General features: G+C 44.8%; 20 protein-coding genes and 1 other RNA gene. 13 read left to right on the top strand and 8 right to left on the bottom strand.

Features of this window, described 5'->3' with window-relative positions; all coding sequences use genetic code 11:
* Positions 1 to 20: 20 nt before the first annotated feature.
* From JSY36_RS14480 to ssrA, 3 genes are all read left to right on the top strand, one after another.
* Positions 21 to 389: a four-helix bundle copper-binding protein gene (locus JSY36_RS14480; RefSeq protein WP_419466046.1), complete on the top strand. Its 369-nt coding sequence runs from the start codon at positions 21 to 23 to the stop codon at positions 387 to 389.
* Between the two features lie 209 nt (positions 390 to 598).
* Positions 599 to 1,063 carry an SsrA-binding protein SmpB gene (gene smpB / locus JSY36_RS14485; protein ID WP_122898922.1) on the top strand — a complete coding sequence of 155 codons (465 nt, stop codon included), beginning with the start codon at positions 599 to 601 and terminating at the stop codon, positions 1,061 to 1,063.
* Positions 1,064 to 1,223: 160 nt separating this feature from the next.
* Positions 1,224 to 1,586: a transfer-messenger RNA gene (ssrA, locus tag JSY36_RS14490) on the top strand.
* 507 nt (positions 1,587 to 2,093) lie between these two features.
* Here ssrA and JSY36_RS14495 read toward each other — a convergent pair.
* On the bottom strand, positions 2,094 to 2,738 hold the full coding sequence (locus tag JSY36_RS14495) for a hypothetical protein (protein WP_205166912.1): 645 nt from the start codon (positions 2,736 to 2,738) through the stop codon (positions 2,094 to 2,096).
* Positions 2,731 to 3,558 carry an ATP-binding cassette domain-containing protein gene (locus JSY36_RS14500; protein WP_205166913.1) on the bottom strand — a complete coding sequence of 276 codons (828 nt, stop codon included), beginning with the start codon at positions 3,556 to 3,558 and terminating at the stop codon, positions 2,731 to 2,733. Before JSY36_RS14500 ends, JSY36_RS14495 begins: the two co-directional genes overlap by 8 nt.
* Positions 3,559 to 3,726: 168 nt before the next feature.
* Here JSY36_RS14500 and JSY36_RS14505 point away from each other — a divergent pair, with 168 nt between their 5' ends.
* Positions 3,727 to 4,701, top strand: a complete 975-nt coding sequence (locus JSY36_RS14505) for an ABC transporter substrate-binding protein (RefSeq protein ID WP_205166914.1) — start codon at positions 3,727 to 3,729, stop codon at positions 4,699 to 4,701.
* Positions 4,702 to 4,703: 2 nt separating this feature from the next.
* Complete coding sequence (locus JSY36_RS14510) at positions 4,704 to 6,668, top strand: iron chelate uptake ABC transporter family permease subunit (protein ID WP_205166915.1); 1,965 nt, start codon at positions 4,704 to 4,706, stop codon at positions 6,666 to 6,668.
* 415 nt (positions 6,669 to 7,083) lie between these two features.
* Here JSY36_RS14510 and JSY36_RS14515 read toward each other — a convergent pair whose 3' ends face one another.
* The 3 genes from JSY36_RS14515 to JSY36_RS14525 all read right to left on the bottom strand — a co-directional run bounded on the left by JSY36_RS14515 (position 7,084) and on the right by JSY36_RS14525 (position 10,100).
* Entirely contained in the window at positions 7,084 to 8,001 is a 918-nt protein-coding gene (locus tag JSY36_RS14515; protein ID WP_205166916.1) for a glycine betaine ABC transporter substrate-binding protein, read from the bottom strand.
* Positions 8,002 to 8,065: 64 nt separating this feature from the next.
* Positions 8,066 to 8,911, bottom strand: a complete 846-nt coding sequence (locus tag JSY36_RS14520; protein WP_205166917.1) for an ABC transporter permease — start codon at positions 8,909 to 8,911, stop codon at positions 8,066 to 8,068.
* A complete protein-coding gene (locus JSY36_RS14525) occupies positions 8,895 to 10,100 on the bottom strand; it encodes a quaternary amine ABC transporter ATP-binding protein (protein WP_205166918.1) in 1,206 nt (401 codons plus the stop codon). Before JSY36_RS14525 ends, JSY36_RS14520 begins: the two co-directional genes overlap by 17 nt.
* Before the next feature lie 306 nt (positions 10,101 to 10,406).
* Here JSY36_RS14525 and JSY36_RS14530 point away from each other — a divergent pair, with 306 nt between their 5' ends.
* From JSY36_RS14530 to secY, 5 genes are all read left to right on the top strand, one after another.
* Positions 10,407 to 10,955 carry a GbsR/MarR family transcriptional regulator gene (locus JSY36_RS14530; protein ID WP_205166919.1) on the top strand — a complete coding sequence of 183 codons (549 nt, stop codon included), beginning with the start codon at positions 10,407 to 10,409 and terminating at the stop codon, positions 10,953 to 10,955.
* Between the two features lie 192 nt (positions 10,956 to 11,147).
* Positions 11,148 to 11,897 carry an SDR family oxidoreductase gene (locus JSY36_RS14535; RefSeq protein WP_122898903.1) on the top strand — a complete coding sequence of 250 codons (750 nt, stop codon included), beginning with the start codon at positions 11,148 to 11,150 and terminating at the stop codon, positions 11,895 to 11,897.
* Positions 11,898 to 12,259: 362 nt separating this feature from the next.
* Positions 12,260 to 13,279, top strand: coding sequence for an STAS domain-containing protein (locus JSY36_RS14540; protein WP_205166986.1), 1,020 nt, complete (start codon positions 12,260 to 12,262; stop codon positions 13,277 to 13,279).
* A gap of 106 nt (positions 13,280 to 13,385) precedes the next feature.
* A complete protein-coding gene (locus JSY36_RS14545) occupies positions 13,386 to 13,547 on the top strand; it encodes a Fur-regulated basic protein FbpA (protein WP_183163850.1) in 162 nt (53 codons plus the stop codon).
* A 394-nt stretch (positions 13,548 to 13,941) separates the two neighbouring features.
* A complete protein-coding gene (gene secY, locus JSY36_RS14550) occupies positions 13,942 to 15,243 on the top strand; it encodes a preprotein translocase subunit SecY (RefSeq protein ID WP_205166920.1) in 1,302 nt (433 codons plus the stop codon).
* Between the two features lie 101 nt (positions 15,244 to 15,344).
* Here the strand turns inward: secY and JSY36_RS14555 are convergent, their stop codons facing one another.
* Both JSY36_RS14555 and JSY36_RS14560 read right to left on the bottom strand, forming a co-directional pair.
* Positions 15,345 to 16,586 (bottom strand): MFS transporter, encoded by a 1,242-nt coding sequence (locus JSY36_RS14555; RefSeq protein WP_205166921.1) that lies wholly within the window; start codon positions 16,584 to 16,586, stop codon positions 15,345 to 15,347.
* The gene (locus tag JSY36_RS14560; RefSeq protein ID WP_205166922.1) at positions 16,579 to 17,496 is read right to left on the bottom strand and encodes an ArsR/SmtB family transcription factor; all 918 of its coding nucleotides are present in this window, start codon (positions 17,494 to 17,496) and stop codon (positions 16,579 to 16,581) included. The genes JSY36_RS14555 and JSY36_RS14560 overlap by 8 nt, the downstream gene beginning before the upstream one ends.
* A 251-nt stretch (positions 17,497 to 17,747) precedes the next feature.
* On the opposite strand from JSY36_RS14560, the gene JSY36_RS14565 reads away from it, so the two are divergent.
* Positions 17,748 to 20,978: a 5'-nucleotidase C-terminal domain-containing protein gene (locus tag JSY36_RS14565; protein WP_205166923.1), complete on the top strand. Its 3,231-nt coding sequence runs from the start codon at positions 17,748 to 17,750 to the stop codon at positions 20,976 to 20,978.
* Between the two features lie 110 nt (positions 20,979 to 21,088).
* On the opposite strand, the gene JSY36_RS14570 is transcribed toward JSY36_RS14565, so the two are convergent.
* Positions 21,089 to 21,649, bottom strand: a complete 561-nt coding sequence (locus JSY36_RS14570) for a methyltransferase family protein (RefSeq protein ID WP_205166924.1) — start codon at positions 21,647 to 21,649, stop codon at positions 21,089 to 21,091.
* A gap of 517 nt (positions 21,650 to 22,166) precedes the next feature.
* Here JSY36_RS14570 and JSY36_RS14575 point away from each other — a divergent pair.
* Together JSY36_RS14575 and JSY36_RS14580 are read left to right on the top strand one after the other, a co-directional pair.
* Positions 22,167 to 22,472, top strand: coding sequence for a DUF4212 domain-containing protein (locus JSY36_RS14575; protein WP_122898879.1), 306 nt, complete (start codon positions 22,167 to 22,169; stop codon positions 22,470 to 22,472).
* A gap of 94 nt (positions 22,473 to 22,566) precedes the next feature.
* A complete protein-coding gene (locus JSY36_RS14580; RefSeq protein ID WP_205166925.1) occupies positions 22,567 to 24,219 on the top strand; it encodes a sodium:solute symporter family protein in 1,653 nt (550 codons plus the stop codon).
* The last annotated feature ends 136 nt before the right edge of the window (positions 24,220 to 24,355 follow it).

Consider the following 24,355-nt stretch of genomic DNA (forward strand, 5'->3'; position numbering starts at 1 on the left):
CTTTTTCAGATGGGAAAAGAATGGTGAAAAATACAGTAGAGAGAGGGATAAGGATGAACCATATGAACGGCCATTTAGAAGAGATTTACGCTGCAGTTGAAGATTGCTTCAGAGCATGTAATCAGTGTTATGAAGCGTGCCTGTCTGAAGAAGATGTTTCCCACATGAGAGAGTGTATCCGCACGGACCGTGAGTGCGCGGATGTGTGTGAATTAACATTAAAAGCGATAGCGACCAACGCTCCCCATATGAAAGACATTATCCGATTATGTGCAGAGGTAGCTGCAGACTGCGCAAATGAGTGTGGCAAACATAAACACGATCACTGCCAGATGTGTGCAGAAGCCTGCCATACGGTAAGTGAGCTCTGCGGTGCGTACGGATCATGAGGCAGTTTTTTAGATCCACGAATGAAGGCAACTCAACATCCAGCTTTAACAGACCCAAACAATTAGCAACTAAAAAGAGGGCACCTGGTTTTTAGCTGACAAGAAAGAGGGGGACTCACATGAGAGCCGCCCTCTTCATTGTTATTGAAAATAAGCCATACTATTTGGTATGATAAAGGAATCGAAGCAAGCTGAAAGGATGCAATACGATGGCAGACGGAAAACTTGTAGCTCAGAATAAAAAAGCACGTCACGATTATCATATAGAAGAAACATACGAAGCAGGCATTGTCCTGACCGGAACGGAAATAAAGTCGATCCGCGGAGGCAGAATCAACCTGAAGGATTCTTTCGCGCGGGTGAGTAACGGGGAAGCATGGATTCATAACGTGCATATCAGCCCGTACGAGCAGGGAAACCGTTACAACCACGATCCTGTGAGAACGAGAAAGCTGCTTCTTCACCGAAAGCAGATAAATCAGCTTATCGGACTTTCTAGGGAGAAAGGCTACACTCTTGTTCCTCTGAAGGTTTATTTGAAAAACGGCTTTGCAAAGGTTTTAATCGGCCTCGGAAAAGGGAAAAAGAAATACGACAAGCGGGAAGACCTTAAGAAGAAGGCAGCGAAGCGTGATATCGAACGTGCCTTTAAAGATCATCAGACCGGCCGGTAGTACACGTCTTTTCCAACGGGGGATGGGTTTACCATTTGACTGTCAATCTCTATATGCTATAATTAGAAGTGTCGTCAGGAGAGATGGTGGTTTCTCCGTGAGACGACTTTTGAAAACAGAATAGCATCTATTCATGTTCTCCAGCTTTCCCATTTATCATGGGGACGTTCTGGATTCGACAGGGGTAGGTCGAGCTTAAGTTGCGAGTCGAGCTGAGTGTCCTCGTATAAAACGCTCATCGCCTATAGTTGGCAAAGAAGAAAACAACTTCGCACTAGCAGCGTAACAGTTGCTTTGCGGTTCCTCCCTTCATCGCCCATGTGAAGGACCAGGGACTCACTTATAGTGGGATACGCCTGAAGTCCACCGCCTGAGGATAACAGGAAGAGATCAACCAGGATAGCCACATGGAAGCCTGTCAGCTGGCTGAAGTGATGGCGAAATCCCAATAAACTGACTACACTCGTAGACGCTTAGGTGTCGTTATCTCTGGACGTGGGTTCGATTCCCACCGTCTCCACCATACATATCAGTAAAGCGCATCGGACCGGTGCGCTTTTTTGTGGTTCCAAAACCTCTCTGAAATCAGAAGACGGGATGATTACTTTATTACGATGGATCCTGTTAGTGATGCGATTCTTGCGGAAATCCTCTGAATTCTACCGGAAATGGCATTGATTCTATTGAAAAAGGCGATAATTCTGTTGAAGTCCAAATTATTCCTGTCAAAAAGAGAAAAAGCCCAGGATCAGGACGTAATTCTTTCGAAAATCCTCTGAATTCTGTCGATAATGGCATTTATTCTATCGAAAATGACGATAATTCAGTCAAATATCGTAATTATTCTGTCAAAAAGAAAAAAGCCAACTGCGAAAAGAGGCCGGGACATAAAGAAAGTGTTTAGTTGATAATCCGAACAATGCACGAAAGTAACGAAGTATATTTCAGGAGCGATTTATTTGCACCGCATATTTTTTATGTTCGGGTTCTCGTTGACTAAAACACTTATGTCCCAGCCTCTTTTCGCAGTTCAGCAGTTAAATGGACAATACGCACATTTTCGTTTAGAAGGCAATTCCTTTAGTAAGCAGCAGGTAATCCTCTTAAAGTCAGCGGAACACTCTTCCACAGACCGTCCGTTAAGAAACCGCCTGAAAGGTGAGCGTCTTTTAAAGGGCTGCCACACATCATCTTCAAGAAGCGAATGTAAGTCTTCACGGGCAAGGTCTGTGTCTGTCTGTTCATACACCCAGAGAACGTACCCCCAGATATTTTCCCAAAGGGTAAAAGAAGACACCTTTCCTTTTCTTCTTAAAGACTCAACGACCTCGTGACCGAAAAGCTCCAGTAGGAATGGCAGGTCCTGATCTTCACGCTTGCGCAGGAAACGTTCCTCAATTTGAAAACGGAAGCTACCGTCGTTATGTACTACATAAACGTCATCGAGTGTGCCGTCCCATGTCCTGTTTTGGGCGGCAAGAGACAGGAGTGAAGCAAGAAAGAATCCGTATTTTCTCATATAAATCGATGTGGCTACACTGTGGTCGGCGGCACACGTGTCTTCTGTGACCATATCCATTAACGTCCCGAAATGATCTCCGCAAATATCCCCTAACGTAGCAAATCCACTGGCCTGATCAACAATATCTGTCTGATAGAGCTTAATCTCAGGCACCGTTCATAACCTTCTCTATATTTTGTCCGATACAGCGCCCTTTTCCGTAAGGGATGCAGTGAGGGGTGCCGAATAGGGGATCGGTGGTAACCCGGCAGGCCATATCAAAAACAGTACGGATAAGGTCACAGGAAACAATGTCTTCCGGTTTTCCCTGTTCAAATACCGCTCCGTCTTTTATGGCAATAATGTTATGAGCGTAACGGCAGGCCAGATTAATATCGTGCAGGACCATAACAATTGTCCGGTTATGTTTTTCATTCAGATCATAAAGGAGATCAAGCACATCAATCTGATGCGTCATATCCAGGTATGTGGTCGGTTCGTCCAGAAGGATGATGTTAGTATCCTGCGCCAGGGTCATGGCAATCCAGGCTCTCTGGCGCTGGCCTCCTGATAATTCATCCACAGGCCGGTCACGGAGGTTATCCACACGGGTAGCCTTCATCGCTTCTTCGACCTTAATGGTGTCTTCTTCAGTCCAGCGGGACAGCCACGAATGGTGTGGATAACGTCCCTGTTTAACCAGGTCATGAACCGTCAGTCCTTCAGGTGAAACGGGAGACTGGGGTAAAATACCGAGCTGCGTCGCGAGACTTCTTGAAGACATTTGCTGCAGGTTTTTCCCTTCCAGAAGAACAGAGCCTTCCGAAGGTTTAAGTAAACGGGCAAGGGAACGGAGGAGAGTGGATTTCCCGCAACCATTGCTGCCGACGAAAACAGAGATTTCACCTTTGGGTATGGACAGATTTAAATCTTTAAATAACAGTTTGTTATCATAGCCGATTGATACGTCTCTGGTGCGTAATGAACTGCTCACACAGATCCCTCCAAAATAATGTTGGTTCTATCTTAGCACAAAAGAGAAGTTATGTGAGAATGATTTTCACTATCAAATAGTTCTTTACATTTTTAAAACATCGGAGTAGACTAATGTTGTGCTGAGAATGATTATCATAATCAAATAAATGAGAGATGGAGGATCAACATGAAGAGATTATTTTTACTTATTGCAGGGGCATTAGCACTTACAGCATGCTCCGGTGAGGAAAATACAACAAATACAGGTGGTGAGCAGGAAGGCGAACCCGTTACAATCGAAGGCACAAACGGAGAAGTGACGTTAGACGAGCCGGCTCAAAAAGTAGTCGTGCTGGAATGGACTTATGCTGAAAATCTCCTTGCTCTTGGCATACAGCCGGCAGGAATGGCTGACATTGAGGAATATCATAACTATGTAAATATAGATGCGGAGCTCGATGAAGATGCAGTGACCGATGTTGGCGGACGCCAGGAACCAAACCTTGAAGCGATTGCCGCATTGGAGCCGGATCTGATTATCGGGGTAAGCTTCCGTCATGACGCTATTTTAGATGAGCTTGAATCGATTGCTCCAACCGTTATTTTTAATCCATACCCTGAAGAAGATGAATCCATGGACTTGTATGAAGAAATGGAAATGACGTTTGAAGAAATGGCAAAAGCAGTTGGAAAGGAGAATGAAGCTGAACAGGTACTTACGGATCTGGATGGGAAATATGAAGAAGCGAAATCTAAAATCGACGAGGCTGATCTTGAAACGCGGGATGTCATTTTAACGCTTGCCTATTCCGGAGCCCAAGCACCTGAAATTCGTGTCTTTACTCCTCATTCCATGGCTTCAATTATTCTGGAGCGGATCGGTTTAAACAATGTACATGAGCCGGATCAATTTGAGGAATTTGGTTCGAGCACCTATAACGTTGAAGGACTTGTTCAATATGAAGATGCGAATTACCTGTACACCGTTCCTGATGACGATAACATCTACGAAAATCAGCTGGAAGGAAATGCAGTCTGGGAAAACCTGAATTTCGTAAAGGAAGATCGTCTCTACGACCTGGGTGAAGATACATGGCTTTATGGCGGGCCGTTATCAGCTGAAACGCTGCTTGAACAAGTTACCGATGTCATGGTGAAATAACCGTGGGTTGGATAGCGGCGAAAAAGTCCTTTGTCTCACTGACAGGGGGCTTTTTCCTTCTTCTAATTCTGTCTGTTATCCATCTTACCCAGGGACAGGCTCAGTATACGGTGGCTGAGCTTGTCGAGCAGGTGTGGATTCCAGGGCGTATTCAGGACATCATTTTATCTCTTCGTCTGCCAAGGCTTACGATGGGGGTTATTGCCGGAGGAGCGTTAGCCGTTTCCGGCGCAGCATTGCAGACATTGACGAGAAATCCCCTGGCTTCCGCAGGTACACTGGGGATCAATTCTGGTGCTTTTTTCTTTGTGGTGGCATCAATGATCTTTTTCCCGGGACTGTTAGGCAGCTATCCTTTTGTAACAGCCTTGTGTGGTGCTGTCCTGGCCGCTGTTCTTGTCATCCTTTTATCCGGAAAGCAGATGAATCCTGTCAGAGTAGCCCTTACAGGGATGATTGTTTCTCTGTTTTTTGCTTCTTTAACAGGTGCTTTGCAACTGCTTTTTGAAAATCAGACAAATGGTTTGTTCCTTTGGGGAGCCGGAACCCTTGTCCAGATGAACTGGAACGGGGTTGCATTTTCAGCTCCGGTCATCGGGCTCAGTTTTTTAGCTATTCTCTTATTATCAAAGCCATTGGACACATTCTCACTTGGTGAAGATATAGCTGCTTCTCTCGGGCAACGGGTTTTGACAGTGAAACTCCTTACCTGGATACTTGCCATTGTGATGGCTGCTGCTACGGTCAGCGTGGTCGGGCCGATTGGCTTTGTCGGATTAATGGCCCCTCATATTGTAAAAATGATAGGCGTAAAAGGGCATCTTCAGATCTTCATTCATTCTTTCTTATGGGGCGCTACTCTGCTTGTAGGAGCTGATGTATTGGGACGGCTGATTCAGCCTGCCCAGGAAATCCCTGCAGGTGCCATGACTGCGCTCCTGGGAAGTCCGTGGCTCTTGTACCTGGCCTGGCGTACGGCGAAAGCACTAAAGCAGGGTGACCGTCAGATGGGCGGCACCCGGTCACCTGTCAAAATGAAGATCATTGTTCCGGTCCTCCTGGTAAGCAGTGCCATTGTGATTTTAATTGCGTATTCCTACAATGCGTTGACCGGAGGATTCGACTGGTCCGGTGCTGCTGTGTGGACTTTCAGGGCACCTCGGGTGATTACCGCATTTCTTGTTGGTGTCATGCTTGCCATGGCAGGAGTATTGTTTCAGGGGGTTTTACGAAACCCCTTGGCAGATGCCAGCGTTATCGGGGTAACGTCCATGGGAGGCGCCGGAGCTATGCTTCTGTTAGTTATGTTTCCTGCACTGCCTCCCCAATTACTTCCACTGGGAGCGGTTGTCGGTGCAATGACAGCCCTGGCAATCATCTTATTTACAGCGTGGAAAAATAACTTTCAGCCTATTTTGGTTGCTCTGATCGGGATTGCCATTTCAGCATTCGGTTCGGCTGCCATTCAGGTTTTTGTCGTAAAAGCAGGCCTGAGTGTTTCTTCTGCCCTAGTCTGGTTGTCGGGAAGTACGTATGGTAACAGTTGGGGAAGTGTACAGTTTGCGATTATTCTGCTTGTTGTATTCCTGGTGCCGGCCGTTTACCTGACGAGAAGTCTGGATGGACTCATGTTCGGGGATGATGTTGCCTCCGGTCTCGGGATGAACGTTCGTTCTGTACGGATCGGAGCGTTGTTTACGGGTGTCGCCATAAGTACAGCAGCGGTTTCCATTGTAGGGACGATTGGGTTTATTGGTCTCGTTGCTCCTCATATTGCAAGGCGGCTGACCGGTTATAAACATCTGCCTCTTCTGATTATTTCAGGTTTATTGGGAGGGCTTTTATTAGTGACCGCAGACTTCATCGGAAGAGTCGTTATTGCACCAAAAGATATTCCGAGCGGTCTGGTGGTAGCGTTAATCGGTACACCTTACCTGCTTTATCTGCTGAGAAGGATGAAAGGGTAATAATTATGAACGTTTTTTTCTAAGGGTGGTTGTTTTTGAAACGCTACCCAGAAAAAGAATTCAAACTCAGCTTCATTGAACCGAATACGCTCCCTTTCCGCGGACTCGCGCTGAACCACTTCGGGGAGACCCCATGCCTATTTTCATGCGCTATGGGGCGATTAAATTAGCATGAGTATCTGTTTTCGTATACAATGTTGCTATTCGTCTTTAGATTACAGAAAATGAAGATGAAGCATGCGGGCCCTTCGCTTTCAGTGACGGGGCACTACTCATGAGGAGAATCACCTGGGCGACCGGGGAAAAAGGAAGGGATTGGATTTCTCCATCATTAACGTAAACCTGCAGCAAATTTATAGAAAAAAAAGGAAAGAGGGCTCGATCAGCCGCTCTTTCCTTTTTAGTATTGTAAAGATTACTTAAGATCTTCAATCGAGTCGATGTCCATGTATTCAGGGACAACAAGACCGGTACGTGCACCTTCAAGGTTAACACCAAGGTCAACCATATCATCTTCGTAATCATCAAGAAGGTGAGCATGTGTTAATGGCAGCCATGCAGCGACCATTGCGTCAGCTTCTCCTGTAGCAACAGCCTGGAACATGTATGGTGCTTCTGTCGGAGTCATTGTTACATCATATCCGATATCTTCAAGGACTTTACCGATCATGTTAGTAGAAGCGATCTCTGAATCCCAGGCCACAAAAATCAGCTCGATTTCTTCATCTTCGACAGAGCTTACACCCTCTGTCCACTCTGATACTTTATCCTGGTTATTTTCAACCCACTCAGCAGCAGCTTCGGCTTCGTTCTGCCCTTCATTAATGGCCATCATGATTTCACCCATGTCTTCTTCAGTCCAGTGGAAGTTTTCAAGGACTGTGTAAGCTTCAGGCTTCTCTTCTTCCAAGCCTTCACGTGCGAATGTGTGGATATCTTCCGCTTCACCGAAAATACCTTCCGGGTCTTCGAGATATTTCAAGTCATAGGCAGCGAACTTCCAGTGAGGAGTCCAGCCTGTAACGATTACAGGTTCTTCATTTTCGTAAGCTGTTCCCAGCGCCTGTGTCATAGCGGCACTTGAACTTGCAGAAATATCCCAGTCTTCAAGTTCATAGGCTTCAACAGCTTCCTCAGCTGCAGACATGATACCGGCTCCAGGCTCAATACCTGTAATGGTGTAGTCTAATTCTTCACCATAGTTCGTGCTCTCTTCTGAGCTCTCTTCATCTGCACCGGTTTCTGTACCTGTGTCTTCTTCATCTGTGCCGCATCCTGCCGCAACAAGTGCAAGTGACATACCTGCAACGATTCCGTATTTTTTAAGTTTCATAATTGACCTCTCCTTTTTCTATCTATTTATTTACCCTTTTATTAAAAAAGGGAGAAAAACATAATTATGATGCTTTTTTGTTCAGGGTTTGTGTCAGGCGGTCAAGGATAATCGCCAGGATAACGAGACAGATCCCCGCTTCAAAGCCCATGGCGATATCGTTTCTGCCGACAGCATAATACACTTGTCTTCCAATGCCGTCAGTACCGATCATCGCAGCGATAACAACCATGGATAAAGCGAGCATAATCGTCTGGTTTACCCCGGCCATCATCGTTGTTTTTGCCATTGGAAGCTGTACTTTGAACAGCTTTTGATTCGGTGTAGAACCAAAGGAATCGGAAGCCTCGATCATTTCAACTGGTACCTGACGGATACCCAGGTTGGTTAACCTGACCGTTGGCGGCATGGCGAAAATAACTGAGGCCACAACACCTGGAACGATACCGATGCCGAAAAAGGCAACTGCCGGAATTAAATAAACAAAAGCCGGCATTGTCTGCATGAAATCAAGTAATGGGGTGAAGATTCTTTGAACCATATTACTTTTCGCCATCCAGACTCCAAGCGGTACGCCAATGACGACTGAAATTAAGGTTGCCGTCATGACAAGGGAAAGGGTAATTAATAAATCATCCCAATACTCCAGGTTCTCGATAAAGAGTAATCCAAAGAGAACAAGCAGAGGTAAGCCGTAGTTCTTCTCTTTGCGTACGAGAAATGCTGCCACTCCCGTTAAAATAACGATAAACAGAAGGGGAGGGATGACGTCAAATGCAGCCAGAAAAATGTCTGTGGCGATAAAATTGATTACACTGCGAAGTGACCCGAGGATAAACTCCGCATTCCTTAACCACTCCACAAATGCTTCAATCCATTCGCCTACCGGAATTCTAGGAATCAGATTCATTTGTCGTCACCTCATTTCCAGACAGGGCAGCCAATACTTTACTTCTGATAATAATGCCTTTCAGTTTACGCTCTTCATCTACGACTGCAATTGGCACCCGGGAAGTCGACGAGAGGTCAAACAAGTCATGCAAAGGTGTATCAGGTGTTACTGTCGGAACGTCTTTATGTATGTATGGCGTTAAATCAGTATGTTTGTTTTTAACAGCCTGGGATACTTCATCAACATGAACAATCCCGCTCAGCTGTTTGTTCCTTTTCGTAACATAAATACTTGAGATATTCGTATCTCTCATGCGCTGCAGAGCGACGCGGGGGCCATCCTTCTCAACATTAACCGTTTCCGGTCTGACCATAATGTTTTCGGCTGTGAATACCTTGGAACGGTCTACATCTTCTACAAATCGTTTAACGTAGTCATCTGCCGGGTTTGTGAGAATGTCTTCAGGTGTTCCGACTTGAACAATGGAGCCATCCTTCATAATCGTTATCCGGTCACCGATCCGCAGCGCTTCATCTAAATCATGTGTAATAAACACAATGGTCTTTTCCATCTTTTCCTGCAGTTCAAGCAGTTCATCCTGCATGTCTTTTCGGATGAGAGGATCGAGAGCCGAGAAAGCTTCATCTATAAGGAGGATGTCAGGGTCATTTGCAAGTGCACGGGCAAGACCGACACGCTGCTGCATCCCGCCGGAGAGTTCATCCGGGTATTTGTCTTCATATCCTTTTAAACCGACCAGTTCGAGAGAAGAGATGGCTTTAGCGGAACGCTTGCTTTTCTCTACTCCTTGAACCTCAAGACCGTATTCAACGTTTTCCTGGATCGAGCGAAATGGGAAAAGTCCGAACTTTTGAAAGACCATGCTCATTTTCTTTCGCCGTACTTCCCGTAGTTCTTTGTCACTGATTTTGGCAAGGTCTTCCCCGTCAACCCAGACATTTCCGTCAGTAGGATCAATTAAACGGTTCAGTAACCGGACCAGTGTGGATTTTCCACTTCCGGAGAGTCCCATAATGACGAATATTTCTCCCTCTTCCACTTCAAAAGAGGCTTGATTGACACCTACAGTCATTCCTGTTTCTTTTAGGATGTCGTCTTTTGACTTTTCCTTGTTTAAAAGTTTTACAGCCTGTTTTGGACGTTTACCAAAAACTTTTGTTAATGATTGAACTTTTATTTTTGCCATTTTTCCACCTCTTTTTATAAAAACGAATAGATCATTTGTCAGGATTAGTAAGATAGTCTTGTGTACTTTGGTCCAATCACACTTGTATTACTATACGTGTTTACCAGGCGATGTACAAACGTTATTTAAGGTTTGTTTTGTATAAACAGTTCGTTCAGAAAAAACTGTACGAAGTGACCGGATGAATTTCTTTAAATTACTTCTGAATCCTCTTCTTTCCTTTTCATTTGAGTGTTTTGACAATTTCGTTCAGTCTGATACTATTTTGTATAGCTATTACAGTGGCATTTAAAAGGAGGCAGGACGATGGTCAGCCAGAACAGCTACGAGAAGGACACAAAAAAATTAGAAACGGCTCGAAATCGTTTTATCAGTGAAGTGGCTAAGAATATTCCCTTGTACAATATAACGCCTTCAGCTGGAAGACTCTATGGAACGATATTCTTTTCAGAACGTCCTATGACGCTTGATGAGATGAGTAAGGAAATGGAGATGAGCAAGACGAGCATGTCCATGAACATCCGTGCCCTTCTCCAGGCAGACATGGTGGAGCAAGTGTGGGAAAAAGGGGTAAGGAAAGATCTTTATAAAACCGAAGATGACTGGTATAAATCCTTTTCCAATGTTTTTGTCACGCGCTGGAGTGACGCTACTGAAAAAAACAAGCTCGCCATTTCCGATACAAAAAAATTGCTGAAAGACCTTGCAGAAGAATCCGGACATGATGAAATAAAAGAACGGATCTGCTGGGACCTTCAGAAGTTGGAAAGTGCGGAAAAGTACTATGAGTGGCTTTCAGAAGTCGTGGATTTATTTGAAACAGGTGAGATTTTTTCAATCGTTCCAAAAAAATAATGAATCATTCAGACGGGAGGACATGGTCCTTCCGTTTTTAGTATGGATTCTATATACTAGTAGATTTTAAAGATTCGGGAAGCTTCAGGGTGCCTGAGCCATTATAAAAGAGTGAAGGGAGTTTGAAGTGAAAGCAGGGTATATGTAAGGAAGGAAGAAAGAAAAATGTAATTAACTGGAGGTATAGTGGAAATGAGGTTTCGGGATATGACTGTCGTTGTGACAGGTGCAGGAAACGGCATTGGCCGCGCGGTTGCAATTGGCTTTGGAAAAGAAGGAGCGAATGTTGTTTTGGCAGATTTGGATGAGACCGGCGGCGACGAGACGGTCAGGGTCATTCGTGAAACAGGAGGAGAGGGAAGTTTTGTAAAAACAGATGTTCGTCTTGAAGAAGATGTCGTATCTTTAATGAAACAGGCTGTGGATAAGTACGGAAGCATTGATGTATTGATAAACAATGCCGGAAAGTCCGTATTCCGTTCCCCTCTTGATCTTGCTGTGGATGAGTGGGATGATGTGATTAATACAAATTTGCGCAGTGTTTTTCTTTGTACGCGTGAAGCTGCAAAGGTGATGCAGGAAAACGGGCAGGGGGGCAGTGTGGTTAATATTGCCTCAACCCGTGCTGCAATGAGTGAGCCCGGCTCTGAAGCATATGCTGCTTCCAAAGGTGGGATTGTATCCTTAACTCATGCTTTTGCAGCTTCGTTATCGGAAAGCTTCATTAAGGTCAATGCGATATCCCCGGGATGGATCCATACAGGTGACTGTGAAGAGTTACGTGATATTGATCACAATCAGCATCTTTCGAAGAGAGTAGGAAGACCTGAAGACATCGTTCGTGCCTGTATTTATTTAACAGATCCTGAAAATGGATTTATTAATGGGGAAAACCTGACTGTAGATGGAGGAATGACAAGAAAAATGTTGTACGAGCATTAATAATGTTTCGGGAAACTAATATTTTTAGCAGGGTTTTCCGTTTTTTGTTGCGAATGTGTTTGTAATAAAAGCATTGCCGTCTGTTTTTTACCGATGGGCTGTGTTAAGGTGCATTGGTGATTTATGAAGAAAGTTGATTGCAGCGAATGAGCGACACTCCGGTGGGCGCACTGAGCTTTTATATCACGAATGAGCTTCGACGCGGAAAGCTGCGAAGCATAACTGCCAGAGGAAGAAGCAGGGGTACTTCATATGCAAGGGAGCGAGAGGGAGTGCGGAAATCAACACCTGAGTTTAATAGCTCCTTACTGATAAGAGCGCTCAGAGATACTGGCCTATAATGGGAAGGGGTTTCGAACTTGATGACAAATCAAACAAAAGCAGTAGAGGTTGTTGGTTCACCATTCAACTGGGATCATGGAAAAGGAACTTTTACGTTCGAAGGGGATCAGGCCGTTTTATTCTGGCTTAACTCGGCTTTTAAAACCTTTTTGGATACGATGGAGGAAGTGTCCGGTGAGGATGCGGCAAATGTGGTTTTGGAAACGACAGGTTACCGGATGGGGATTATTGTGGGAGAATACTTCTTTAAGACGAGCGATCGGCCGGCAGAAGCATTGAATGCTCTTCCTGATATTTATGCTGCAGCAGGCTGGGGGCGCTTTGAAGTTACACATTTGAACGAGGAAGCACATACCGCTGTTATTCGTATTACCGACAGCTGGGAATACAGGATCAATAAAATTCAGGGTAAAAAACAGTGCGGTCGATTTTTCCCTGGTCACTTTGCTGGGCTTTTTACAGGAATATTTGATACAAACGTCTGGTACGAGGTCAAAAGCAGCCAGATAGAGGGAGATAACTACTGTGAATTTTCGTTTTTTCCTTCTGACATTACAGTAAAAGAGAATATTCACGAGCTTTCCCGCAGAAATGAACAAAATGAAATAGATAAATTGGAGAACCTTGTTAAGGTCAGAACCGAAGAGCTTTCTCAGACGATCAAAGACATTTCTTCACCAATTATCCCTGTGCTTGACCAGGTGGTCGTGATTCCGCTGCTTGGAAAGTATGATAAGTTCCGCTCAAAAGAACTTCTTGAAAAAACAACGGAGGAAATTTCCCGTTATTCTGTCAGCTACCTGCTCCTTGATTTAACGGGACTGCATGAAGATATTGATGAGTACGGGGTTTCCATGATCCAGCAGCTTGTTTCGGCTACGTACCTGCTGGGTATTGAGACGGTGCTTGTAGGGATTTCCCCATTACTGAGTATGAAAATGAGTAACCTCAATTATGAGTTTACAGGGGTGAAGTGTTTTAGCAACCTTCAGCATGGCATAACCTATGCTCTGCGCTGTGAAGGACTAAGTATTTGCTGATTCGACATTAGTCAAAATTTTTGACACATGAAATGGGTTTTACTTCCCTGCGGGGTGGGAATAAGTACCGTGGAGCAACATACGATTCATACAAGGAGGAGTAACATTGGCAAGCGTAGAGAAAGACCATATCATCAGTGAGTGCCTTGCCCTTGGGATCTATAAGTTTACGGATGGACGTCAGCTTTACGAGGTCGCTGTAGATGAACTAATTGACTTACTAAGCGAATACGGAATCACAAAATTCCATTCACCCCGTGCTACATAAAGGAACCAGGCAATAGATATGGGAATATAAAAAGACATCGCTCTCCTTGGAGAACGGTGTCTTTTCTTTTGTTTAGATAGATATGCAACACGTTAAATGTCCGAGCAGAAAAAAAGCTGTTCTAAATAAAAGTAATATTGTAAAAATCTCACCTTTTTTGTCGAATATAGAAAATTCTCAAAATTTTTAAAGGAATTTGTGCTAAAATGAGAGAACAGTAGTTTATAGTTTAAGTGGATTGGGTAAGGGGTCGCCTTTTGTGCGGCTGTATCAGAAGATTGCGCGAGGGGGCGCAAGTTTTTGAAGCCGGTCACATGAGCAAATGGACAAGCCCATTTCTCAAGAATTTTGCTTCTTTATGGGAGAGGACATCAGAAGGGATTGAGGTGCACGTATGTTTGATTCGTTTCGTAACATTTTTCGTGTAGGGGATTTGCGTAACAAGATTATATTCACATTGTTGATGTTAATCGTGTTCCGTATAGGTGCTCATATTCCAGCACCTGGAGTGAATGCAAGTGTTATTGACTTTGAGGGAATGGCTGCCTTTGGTTTTCTGAATACGTTCGGGGGCGGCGCACTGGAGAATTTCTCCATTTTTGCAACAGGTATTATGCCATACATTACTGCATCCATTATCGTACAATTACTCCGTATGGACGTTGTTCCGAAGTTTGCTGAATGGTCAAAAGAAGGGGAGTCCGGACGTAAAAAGCTGGCGCAGGTGACGCGCTACGGAACGGTCGGAATTGCCTTTTTACAGGCACTCGGAATGTCGATCGGTTTTAATAACCTAATGCCGGGCCTTGTGCCGAATCCATCGGTTGTTACATATCTTCTGATTGCAACGGTGCTGACTGCCGGTACAGCTTTCTTAATGTGGCTCGGAGAGCAGATCACATTAAAAGGCGTCGGAAATGGAATTTCACTTTTAATCTTTGCAGGTATCGCAGCTGCGATTCCGGGCGGGGTTAACCAGTTGTATGCCACTTATATTCAGGGAGCCGGTGAACAGCTTTTCTTAAATCTTGTTATTATCGGTTTGCTTGCTTTGGCAGTGCTGGCAATTGTAGTAGGAGTGATTTTCGTTCAGCAGGCGCTGCGTAAAATTCCGGTTCAATATGCGAAAAAGATGGCGGCTGGCGGCCGTCCGACTGGCGGTCAGTCAACGCACCTGCCGTTGAAAGTTAATGGTGCAGGGGTTATTCCGGTTATTTTTGCCATGTCCCTGTTCATCTTCCCGCCAACGATTGCAAACTTTTTTGATCAGTCCAATCCGGTGGCAAACTGGGTTGTCCAGAACTTTGATCAGACGAAGCCCGTTGGCCTGATCGTATTTGCTTCATTAATTATTGCCTTTACGTACTTCTACACGTTCGTTCAGGTTAACCCTGAACAGATGGCAGACAACCTGCGCCGTCAGAGTGGTTACATCCCTGGGATCAGACCGGGGAAAGCAACACAGACGCACATTACGAAAGTGCTCTACCGTCTCACGTTTGTGGGAGCGCTGTTCCTTGCGACAGTCTCTGTTATTCCGGTCTTCTTTACGATCGGTATGGGACTTCCTGCTACCGTACAAATCGGCGGTACCGGTCTTCTCATCGTAGTAGGTGTTGCCCTTGATACAATGAAGCGGATCGAGAGTCAGCTTATTGACCGCAAATACACAGGTTTCTTAAAGAAAACATCGTAATATCTTAAGAAGCACCGGCCGCCGCGCCGGTGCTTCTTTTTTTCATCCGCAAAATTGTGCGGGGACAGACCCCGCACAATTCGCACAATTTGAATCCTGTATCAGGCTCCAATTTTGTTTTTCATCTTTGTTTCGTCCACAGGTACGTTGAGCTGATGGTAGATTCTCGAGAACCAGGCGACTGTTGTTGCGGTCAGGATAATGCTGCCTAAAGTGATAAACAGGATTGTAAAACCATATCCTTCTGCAATAAACCCGCCGAATACAGCTCCAAGGGGAATCCCTGTCTGGGCAAGAAGTGTCCGCACGGCGAACACTCGTCCCCTGATAGCAGCCGGGACTCTCTGCTGGTAAAACGTCGTATTATTTATTGTGAAGATCATCGCAAATATCCCTTGAAATAAAGCGACACACAAAGCTGTCCAGATATTTGTGATCAGAGCGAGTGATACCATTAACAAACCATTAGCTGTAAGACTCCCAAGCATCACAACGCGAAGGTTCTTTGGCTGCTTGAACATCCCGGTAATAAGAGACCCGGCCATCATACCGAAAGAAAAAAGCGAAGTGAAAAGACCATACATAAACTCTGTACTGCCAATATGCTCAATAATGTAAGGCAAAAATAAAGGTACAGCCGCGCCGGTACTGAAATTAATGACCATCATGAGCAGGCCGATCCATAATAACACAGGATAAAGGTGATAAAAGGACAACCCCTCCTTAAACATTTTTAACCAAGTCGGTTTTTCATCTGTCTTCTCCCGCTCCACCCTCGGAACCAAAAACAGCAGCAATCCACATACGATCAGGACAAAAACAAGGATGCCAATTAGTAATCCCGGACCTGAAACTGTCAGGAATATTCCTGCAAGGGCTGGTCCGGCCAGCATCATGAGCTGCATTGTGCCCTCAAGAAGGGAATTTCCTCTCTGAAGCGACTCTTTCGGTAGGATGTGTGCTGTATAAGCCATGCTTGCAGGACGGAATAATGGTTCTGCAATGCCTGTCATGATGGCTGTGGCCATAATAACCGGAAGGGTAAGCTGATCGGTGAACACACAAAACCCCAGCATAATAAACCCTGCAGCACGAAGCCACTCTGAAAATATCATCACGGTTTTATATTGCAGTCTGTCTATGTACGGGCCTGAAATTAAATGGGTGAGGATGCTTGGAACCATGAATGCAACCCACACACTGCTCATGAGAACCATGGATCCTGTGAGATCAAACACGAGCCATGACATCAAAAAGGCTGCAAACGTTCCTCCCAATCCTGAACCAGCCTGAGCCAACCAGAGCACTACAAATGATCGCTTCAAAAAAGGGGTGTCATTCATGAAGCTCTCCCCCCTTGATAAAAGAGGTGAGCTTTTTTTCAAGATTCCTTATTCCATGAGGTCTGTAGCTGTACCAGACATGTTTACCAAGCGGCTGATGGACATTGATTAACCCGGATGAGCGAAGTGCCAGAAGGTGATGATGTACGGTACTTTTAGCAAGGTTGATATGAGTGTGTATGTCTTTAAACGTACACGGTTTTTTTTCGATAAATTGAAGCATCTTCAGTCTGTTTTCATCACCAAGAGCCTGCTGGGTTCTGATAAGGACCGGTGCAACTTCATCGCTGGTCAGGGTTACTGAATCCGCTGCGTACCCATAGATATGTACTTTGTTTGTATGTTTGTAAAACAGAACAGGTCTGCCGTGATACTGAGGTAACAGGTAGACGGTAAGGTTCTTTAAGTCACCTTCCAGGACAAGTCCGTTCGTAATGAGGTTAATTGCTTGTACAGGAGTATGGGAGCTGATGATGGCATTTGCTTTACGTTCTACTTCAATAAGCTTAGGGGACAAAATGGGTTCCAAGTCATTGTAGTAGCGGTTGTTCCACAGTGAAAGGAGTTCATATTCCTTTTCCAGAAGCACAGGTGCCTTTAAATCATGTTGCTGAAGAAAAGAGTCCCCGATCTGGGAAGGCTCGTAGGTTTTGAGCCAGGAGAACAGGTCTTCAGGTGTTTGTCCGGTGTGGACCTCTTTACTTATCATAGCCATGTGGATAAAGTGCAGGTGAGTATGAAGATCGCTGTTGTTATCCACAAGTTCAAGGAATGACTCTCCCACTTTGTTTTGTACCTCGCCTGCCCACTTCTTTCCTAAATCAATTCGTTTATAATTCGTTGTGTTTAAATAATCGAGCAGGCTGTTGAAAAATTCAAATTGAGGATGGAAAACGGAAATAACATTCATTTGTTCGACCTCCATCGAAATTATTTAGTTCGATTATAAGCGAACTAAATAACCAATTCAACTTAACTTTTTCGACAATTTAATCAATTCTCACTACTTATGGCATGGTTCTAATGATTTAGTATTCAAAGTTTATGAATATAATGTTCTATTTATTTATGAATATGTAACCATTTATTTAAAAAACAGTAAAACCTATTTAGTTATTATTCTATACTATTTAATTGTAAGATAATTTTAGGAGGGAAATGATGAACTTACAACGTGGTTACAAGCAGGTGTTGGCAGTAGCGATCGCTTTTATTCTGGTTTTTCAGACAATAACCGGGGCGATGGGGATTGGGTTATCCTCAGTTGAAGCGGCAGACAGTGAGGGGTTGGAGCTGAAGATTCTACATACAAATGATATTCACTCCGGAATTGATCCGCTTGGAAAAGCATCAGCTTATATCAATGCAGAACGTGAAGCAGCGGAATACAGTCTGTATTTGGATGCAGGTGATATTTTCAGTGGTAATCCGGTAGTAGATTTGGAATACGGTAAGCCGATTGTTGAAGTGTTGAACGCCATGGAGCTTGACGCCATGGTAATTGGAAATCATGAGTTTGATTATGGTCAGGAAGAGTTCATGAACCGTGTTGAAGAGTCTGATTTTCCTTGGATCAGTGCAAATATGGAAGTGGTTGACGAATCCATTTTGATCGAACAGCCGGATCCGTACGTTGAATTCGATTTGGAAGGGTTGACTGTAGGTGTTCTTGGACTTACAGAAACACCACCATCAACAGCTCCGGCGGGAATTGTTGGACTGGAATTTCACGATCCTTTTGAAACAGCTTTAGAATATGCGCACAAAGCAGATGAAGTAGATGTTTTTGTTGGTCTGACTCACCATGGATATACTGAGGACCGCAAACTTGCTGAAGCTGTGGATTTCTTTGATGTGATCATCGGTGGTCACTCACACACTCGTTTAACTGCTCCACAGGTGGTTAATGGGACGCCGATCGTGCAGGCAGGATCAAATGGATTAGATGTTGGTAACCTGACACTTACAATTGATGAAAATACACGAGAAGTGACAAGTGTAGAAGGTTTCCTGCAGTCTACAAGTGCATTGACTGAAAGAAACGAAGAAGTTCAGGACATTATTGATTATTGGAACGATAAAATGGGTGAGATGCTTGATGTGGTCATCGGGTATTCAAACACAGGCCTTTCCCGTGCCGGGCGTACGGTACGCGACGCACCTCTTGGAAACTTCTGGACAGACGCCATGAGACATGCAGGAGATGCTGATATTGCCCTCACAAATAACGGGGGAATCCGAGCTGATATTGCAGCTGGAGATTTGACTAAACGGGACATTTATACAGTAGAACCATTTGCCAATGAAATCATGTTGATTGAAATGACTGGAGCGGCAATTCAGGATGTTATTGAATTTTCTTACAGCCGTCGTAATTCAGTAGATTTGCAGACTTCTGGTTTGCACTATGAAATTTTAACGTATGATTCCGGTAACTATTACGACTCCCTTTTGACGGTGGATGGTGAGCCGATTGATTTAGAAGCAACATATCTTGTATCGGTTGCCGATTATATCGGAACCGGCGGCGGCGGGTACGACTTTGACGGAGAAATTCTTGACGAAGTCGGATTCATGACCGATGCAATGATTGATTTTTCAAAGGAATTGACTGAACAAGGCCAGGATATTGATTATCCAGCCAATGAAGGTCGTATCAGTGTAAGTCTTGCACCTGACGCTCCTATTGAAGGCGACATTATCGGGGAAACTCAAAATGGTCTAAGCTCTGATAATAATGCTTTAGGTGACAGCGGTCTTGGAAATCTTTACACCGATTCGGTCCGTGCGAAAACGGAAACAGATGTAGCCATTCTAAACGAATCTTCAATCTCAGGAACCATTGCTCCTGGCGTGATCACCGACAAAATGATTGAAGGTCTTGACGGATTCGGAAATGAGATTGTAAGCGTGGATACAACCGGTGAGCGATTGAAGGAAGTTCTTTTAACTCAAGCAAACTATCATAGAGGGGTAGACCTTCAAATTTCCGGGTTGAAATATGAGCTTGTAGAAGGAAACGAAACGTCTGACCGTTTTGATTCTATTAACCTCTTTTTTGAAGATGGAACGGAAGTAGCGGATGATGATACGTTTTCTGCTGCATATAATGACTTCATGCACGGTCGAGCGTTCTATACATTAGGGAACACCAACGTAAACGATAACTACGGTAGAGTTTGGGAGTCTATTGTTGAATACGTTGAAAACCACGACGGCCCGATCGACTACGTGGAAGGGGAACGTATTACGATTGATTATGCTGAAGGTAACGAGCCGGGGCCTGGACCGGCACCTGGTGATGCGTTAACTGTTGCAGAAGCAAGAGAGAACCAGGGTGAAGATGCAAAGGTGGCCGGTTATATTGTCGGACACATTGTATCCGGAACGAATGTTAGTTCTGAAGCGCCATTTAATAACGACTTTAACTTTGCAATTGCAGATACACCAGGTGAAACCGATATTGACAAAATGCTTTATGTTCAAATTCCTGCCGGGTTCCGCAGTGACTTCGGTCTCCAAACGAACCCTGAGCACATCGGCGAACGTGTACTCGTAGATGGAAGCCTGCAAGCGTACTTCCAGCGTCCGGGTTTACAAAGTGCGAAGTCGTTTGAATTTATCGCAGAAGAACCAGGACCAGTGGAACCTGTATCCATCTCAGAAGCCCGTGAAGCAAGTAACGGGGACACGGTGTATGTAGAGGGAGTTGTAACATCCCAGCCGGGAGCTTGGGGAGCACAGGGCTTTTACATTCAAGACGATACAGCAGGTATTTATGTTTACCAGTTTGACGAAGGTGCAGTAAGCAAAGGTGATACGGTTAAAGTAACTGGAGCACGCGGTGACTTTAACGGAGAGCTTCAAATTGCGGATCTTGAAACTCTTGAAGTGACTGGATCTGCAGATGTACCAGCACCACTTGAGCTAACTCCGGCAGAGGTGGGTGTTGAGAATGAAGCGGAGCTTGTAAAGCTTTCAGAAGCAACAATTACAGACCTGACTCCACAAGGAAACTTTGGTACGTTTGAATTTACCGCTGTATCAGGTGATGAGTCCGTTCTTATCCGTGTGGATAACAGAACAGGTCTTGCTTTTGATGACTTTGCTTTTGCAGATGGGGATGTTGTAGACATTACAGGTGTTTCCAGCCAGTTCCAGGGAACGCCCCAAGTGAAGCCGCGCGGAGCAGATGACATCGTTCTTTCTGACGTTAAAGAGGAAGAAGGTTCTGATGAAGAAGAGGAAGAGAACACACGCCCGGGTAACGGTAAAGGTAAAGGAAAAGGGCATGACAAAGATAACGGAAACGAGAACAAAGGACCGGGCAACAACAATGGAAACGGGAATGGCCAAGGACCTGGTAACAATAACGGAAAAGGCAATAACTAATTCGTTATGTTAACGACGATGTAAAACAAGAATAAAAGAATACCCCAAAAACCCTCAGTCCGAAACCGGACTGAGGGTTTTTACATAATTGTTCGGGGGACAGACCCCGTTCAGTACAAATAAGGAAAGATCCGAAAACGATGCCGGCACCAGTATCCGTAAATCTCCCCGTAAACCCTCTTTAATACCTCTTCTTCAAGGCTCATCCTGTAATGCAGGGCACTCCCGAGAACAGTAAATGTAGTGAGGAGAACAAACCAATGTCCGCTTATGTATAAGCAGACCCCGAGTGTCATGAAAAAGAACCCTGTCTGATAAGGGTGTCGGTGAAGACGGAACGGCCCGTGGCTGAACAGAGGACGGTTCTCATCGTACGATAATCCCCTTGAGAAATATGTTCTTGTAACTGCATACGTCCAGTACCTGAGTGCAATTCCTAGTATTAAAAAGAACAGACCACACGACTTTGCCATCCACATCGGTTCTATATTAAGCTGACCAAGGTGGAAGGCCATGGCGAGAGAGAGGACGAAGGTAAAAGCAACCAGTCCTTTAACCCTTATGCTCCCGCGAAGAACCTCCTTTCGTAACCGTGGGCTTTCTTTAAAAATAAACCACTCAGCAACCCATAACGTCAGTAAAGCAATAAAGATCATTGTTGAAATTGTCATAGTCTTACTGTTTCCATTTTTACCGGATTTACTCAAGGTTGAAAAACACGATTTTCCACGAACTGTTATATAGTAGGTGAAATGACAGGGTCAAAAATAGGTAAATCTTAACGGCCAGATCGGTTGACGTACCAATACTCATCCATCATACTAGTAAAATAACAAAATATTTAAAAAATTCTGTAGTATAACACGACATATAATATCGGGAAGGGGGAACCGTTCTCTTATTTTCATAAACTAAAGCGCTTACAAAAAAGAGGGAGGGGTCATTCTGTTTACCGTTATTCTTTTTTTCCTCATCATTGTGGTTAGTATTTACCTGACCGTTAAGAAACAGAGACCATTATTTTTAGCATTGCCGGTTGTTGTGATCATTGGCTTTATGGTCATTCAGGTTGCCATGGTACCGGCACCGTTTTTTGAAACAGTCAGGTTTATATTCAGCCTGCAGTAGACCATAAGCAGTCACTCAGCCACAGTAGATGACAAGCCGAAACCAAAGGAGTTTTCCTGAATGAAAAAAATCGATAAGTCTGTTGCGGATGCGTATTACCGTGAGAAAAACAAGTATATTTTACTTTTCCTGTCGATCTGGTTTGTTGTGTCGTTTGGCGTTGTATTGTTCGCAGATTCATTACAGTTTGAAGTGCCGATTCTCGGTTTCCCGTTCCACTATTTTATGGGAGCGCAAGGCTCAATTTTAACCTTTATTATCCTCTTGTTTATTAATGCAAAAGTCAGTGACCGGATTGATCAGAAATACGGTATTGATGAAAGTGCAAATGAACAGATCAGCTACGGAAAGACCGTTGACCATTAACCCACAATGCATTTAATCCCACCACGAGATAGCCCTGCACAATCTTCAATGAAAGAGTTACAGAGACAACAGAAGCTTAAGGGAGGACGTCCGGTTGGAGAACTCACAGTTTTTTGTTTCGTTGACATTGATACTCATTACATTTGGGATTTATATAGGGATTGCGATTTATAATAAGGCACGGCAAACGTCGGATTTTTATGTAGCCAGCAGAGGAGTGCCGCCGGTTTTTAATGGTATGGCGATTGGTGCTGACTGGATGAGTGCAGCATCGTTTATCGGTATGGCAGGAACGGTCATGCTGCTCGGTTACGACGGTCTTGCCTACATCATGGGCTGGACAGGCGGCTATCTGCTGCTTACCTTTCTACTGGCTCCTCAGCTGAGAAAGTACGGAAGATATACCGTTCCTGAATTTATCGGGGATCGCTATAACAGCCATACTGCACGAGTGATTGCAGCCATATGTACAATCATTATCAGTTTTACATATTCGGTAGGGCAGTTGTCCGGATCCGGTGTTGTAATCGGCCGGCTCCTTGAAGTGGATGCTCGTATCGGAACACTGATCGGGGTTGTCCTCATTGCCTTTTATGCTGCTTTTGGCGGGATGAAAGGAATCACGTGGACCCAGGTAGCCCAGTACATCATATTGATTACTGCCTACCTCATTCCGGTTATCTTTATGAGTCTTCAGATCACAAATAACCCGTTGCCCTGGTTGTCCTATGGACAGGTGGTATCGGAGCTTGGTGAAATAGACAGACAACTGGGGCTGTCGGAGTACTTTGCGCCATTTGAGAACGGGTCAAGGTGGCAGTTCATGGCCTTAATGTTTACTCTTATGGCCGGTACGGCAGGCCTTCCCCACGTAATCGTCCGTTTCTATACGGTTTCAACAATGAAAGCAGCACGCTGGTCAGGTGCTTGGGCGCTGTTGTTCATCGGGCTTTTGTATCTGTCTGCACCGGCGTACGCAGCATTTTCCCGCTTCATCTTGATGACCAATGTAGTAGGTCAGCCGATCGATGATTTGCCGGCCTGGACAGAGACGTGGCTGAATACGAATCTTCTGCAAATTGCAGATACCAACAATGATGGCATTCTTCAGTGGAATGAAATCATGATTTCAAATGACATTGTTGTAATGGCCACCCCTGAAATCGCGAATCTCGGCGTGTTTGTTATTGGACTGATGGCCGCAGGAGCCATGGCCGCAGCCCTTTCAACAGCAGGCGGATTAATGATTGCGATTTCTTCTTCCTTCGCTCACGATATTTACTACCGTGTTCTTCGTCCGAATGCGACTGACACGAACCGCCTGGCAGTTGGGCGTATCACAATTGTAGCAGCAACGGTACTCGCAGGAATTATCGCACTCGACCCTCCTGGAGCGATTACTCAAATCGTTGCATGGGCCTTTGCTCTGGCATCCGGCACATTCTTCCCGGCTTTGCTGCTTGGAGTCTGGTGGCGAAGGGCAAACGGGCCTGGGGTAATTGCAGGAATGCTGGTTGGTCTTACTGTGACTCTTGCTTATATTTTCGCTGTTCGCTTTGGCGGCTTTTCCATTGCGGGCATTATCGATACCGGGGCAGGAATTTTCGGGGCAGCATCAGCAATCATTACGATTGTCGTTGTATCCCTCATGACAAAAACGCCGTCCCAGGAAGTACAGGATGAAGTAAAAGATCTACGCTACCCTGAGCAGATGACATATAAGAATGGCGATGTCTGGATGAAATAATAAGCCCGGGTATAGCAATGTACCTGCCCTCTGCTTTTTAAAAACCCCGGCACAACGTCGTGCCGGGGGACTATTTTAACACAAACCAATACTGTTGCCATTTATAACTAAGTCTTTGTACCAGTTTATTATTTTT

The sequence above is a fragment of the Alteribacter salitolerans genome (assembly GCF_016901055.1).
GTDB classification, from domain to species: Bacteria; Bacillota; Bacilli; order Bacillales; family Salisediminibacteriaceae; genus Alteribacter; species Alteribacter keqinensis.

Coding starts and splice junctions, on each gene's coding strand:
- JSY36_RS14480 (WP_419466046.1), top strand. CDS start 21: ATGGTGAAAAATACAGTAGAGAGAGGGATAAGGATGAACCATATGAAC.
- smpB (WP_122898922.1), top strand. CDS start 599: ATGGCAGACGGAAAACTTGTAGCTCAGAATAAAAAAGCACGTCACGAT.
- JSY36_RS14505 (WP_205166914.1), top strand. CDS start 3,727: ATGAAGAGATTATTTTTACTTATTGCAGGGGCATTAGCACTTACAGCA.
- JSY36_RS14515 (WP_205166916.1), bottom strand. CDS start 8,001: ATGAAACTTAAAAAATACGGAATCGTTGCAGGTATGTCACTTGCACTT.
- JSY36_RS14520 (WP_205166917.1), bottom strand. CDS start 8,911: ATGAATCTGATTCCTAGAATTCCGGTAGGCGAATGGATTGAAGCATTT.
- JSY36_RS14525 (WP_205166918.1), bottom strand. CDS start 10,100: ATGGCAAAAATAAAAGTTCAATCATTAACAAAAGTTTTTGGTAAACGT.
- JSY36_RS14530 (WP_205166919.1), top strand. CDS start 10,407: ATGGTCAGCCAGAACAGCTACGAGAAGGACACAAAAAAATTAGAAACG.
- JSY36_RS14535 (WP_122898903.1), top strand. CDS start 11,148: ATGAGGTTTCGGGATATGACTGTCGTTGTGACAGGTGCAGGAAACGGC.
- JSY36_RS14540 (WP_205166986.1), top strand. CDS start 12,260: ATGACAAATCAAACAAAAGCAGTAGAGGTTGTTGGTTCACCATTCAAC.
- secY (WP_205166920.1), top strand. CDS start 13,942: ATGTTTGATTCGTTTCGTAACATTTTTCGTGTAGGGGATTTGCGTAAC.
- JSY36_RS14555 (WP_205166921.1), bottom strand. CDS start 16,586: ATGAATGACACCCCTTTTTTGAAGCGATCATTTGTAGTGCTCTGGTTG.
- JSY36_RS14560 (WP_205166922.1), bottom strand. CDS start 17,496: ATGAATGTTATTTCCGTTTTCCATCCTCAATTTGAATTTTTCAACAGC.
- JSY36_RS14565 (WP_205166923.1), top strand. CDS start 17,748: ATGAACTTACAACGTGGTTACAAGCAGGTGTTGGCAGTAGCGATCGCT.
- JSY36_RS14570 (WP_205166924.1), bottom strand. CDS start 21,649: ATGACAATTTCAACAATGATCTTTATTGCTTTACTGACGTTATGGGTT.
- JSY36_RS14575 (WP_122898879.1), top strand. CDS start 22,167: ATGAAAAAAATCGATAAGTCTGTTGCGGATGCGTATTACCGTGAGAAA.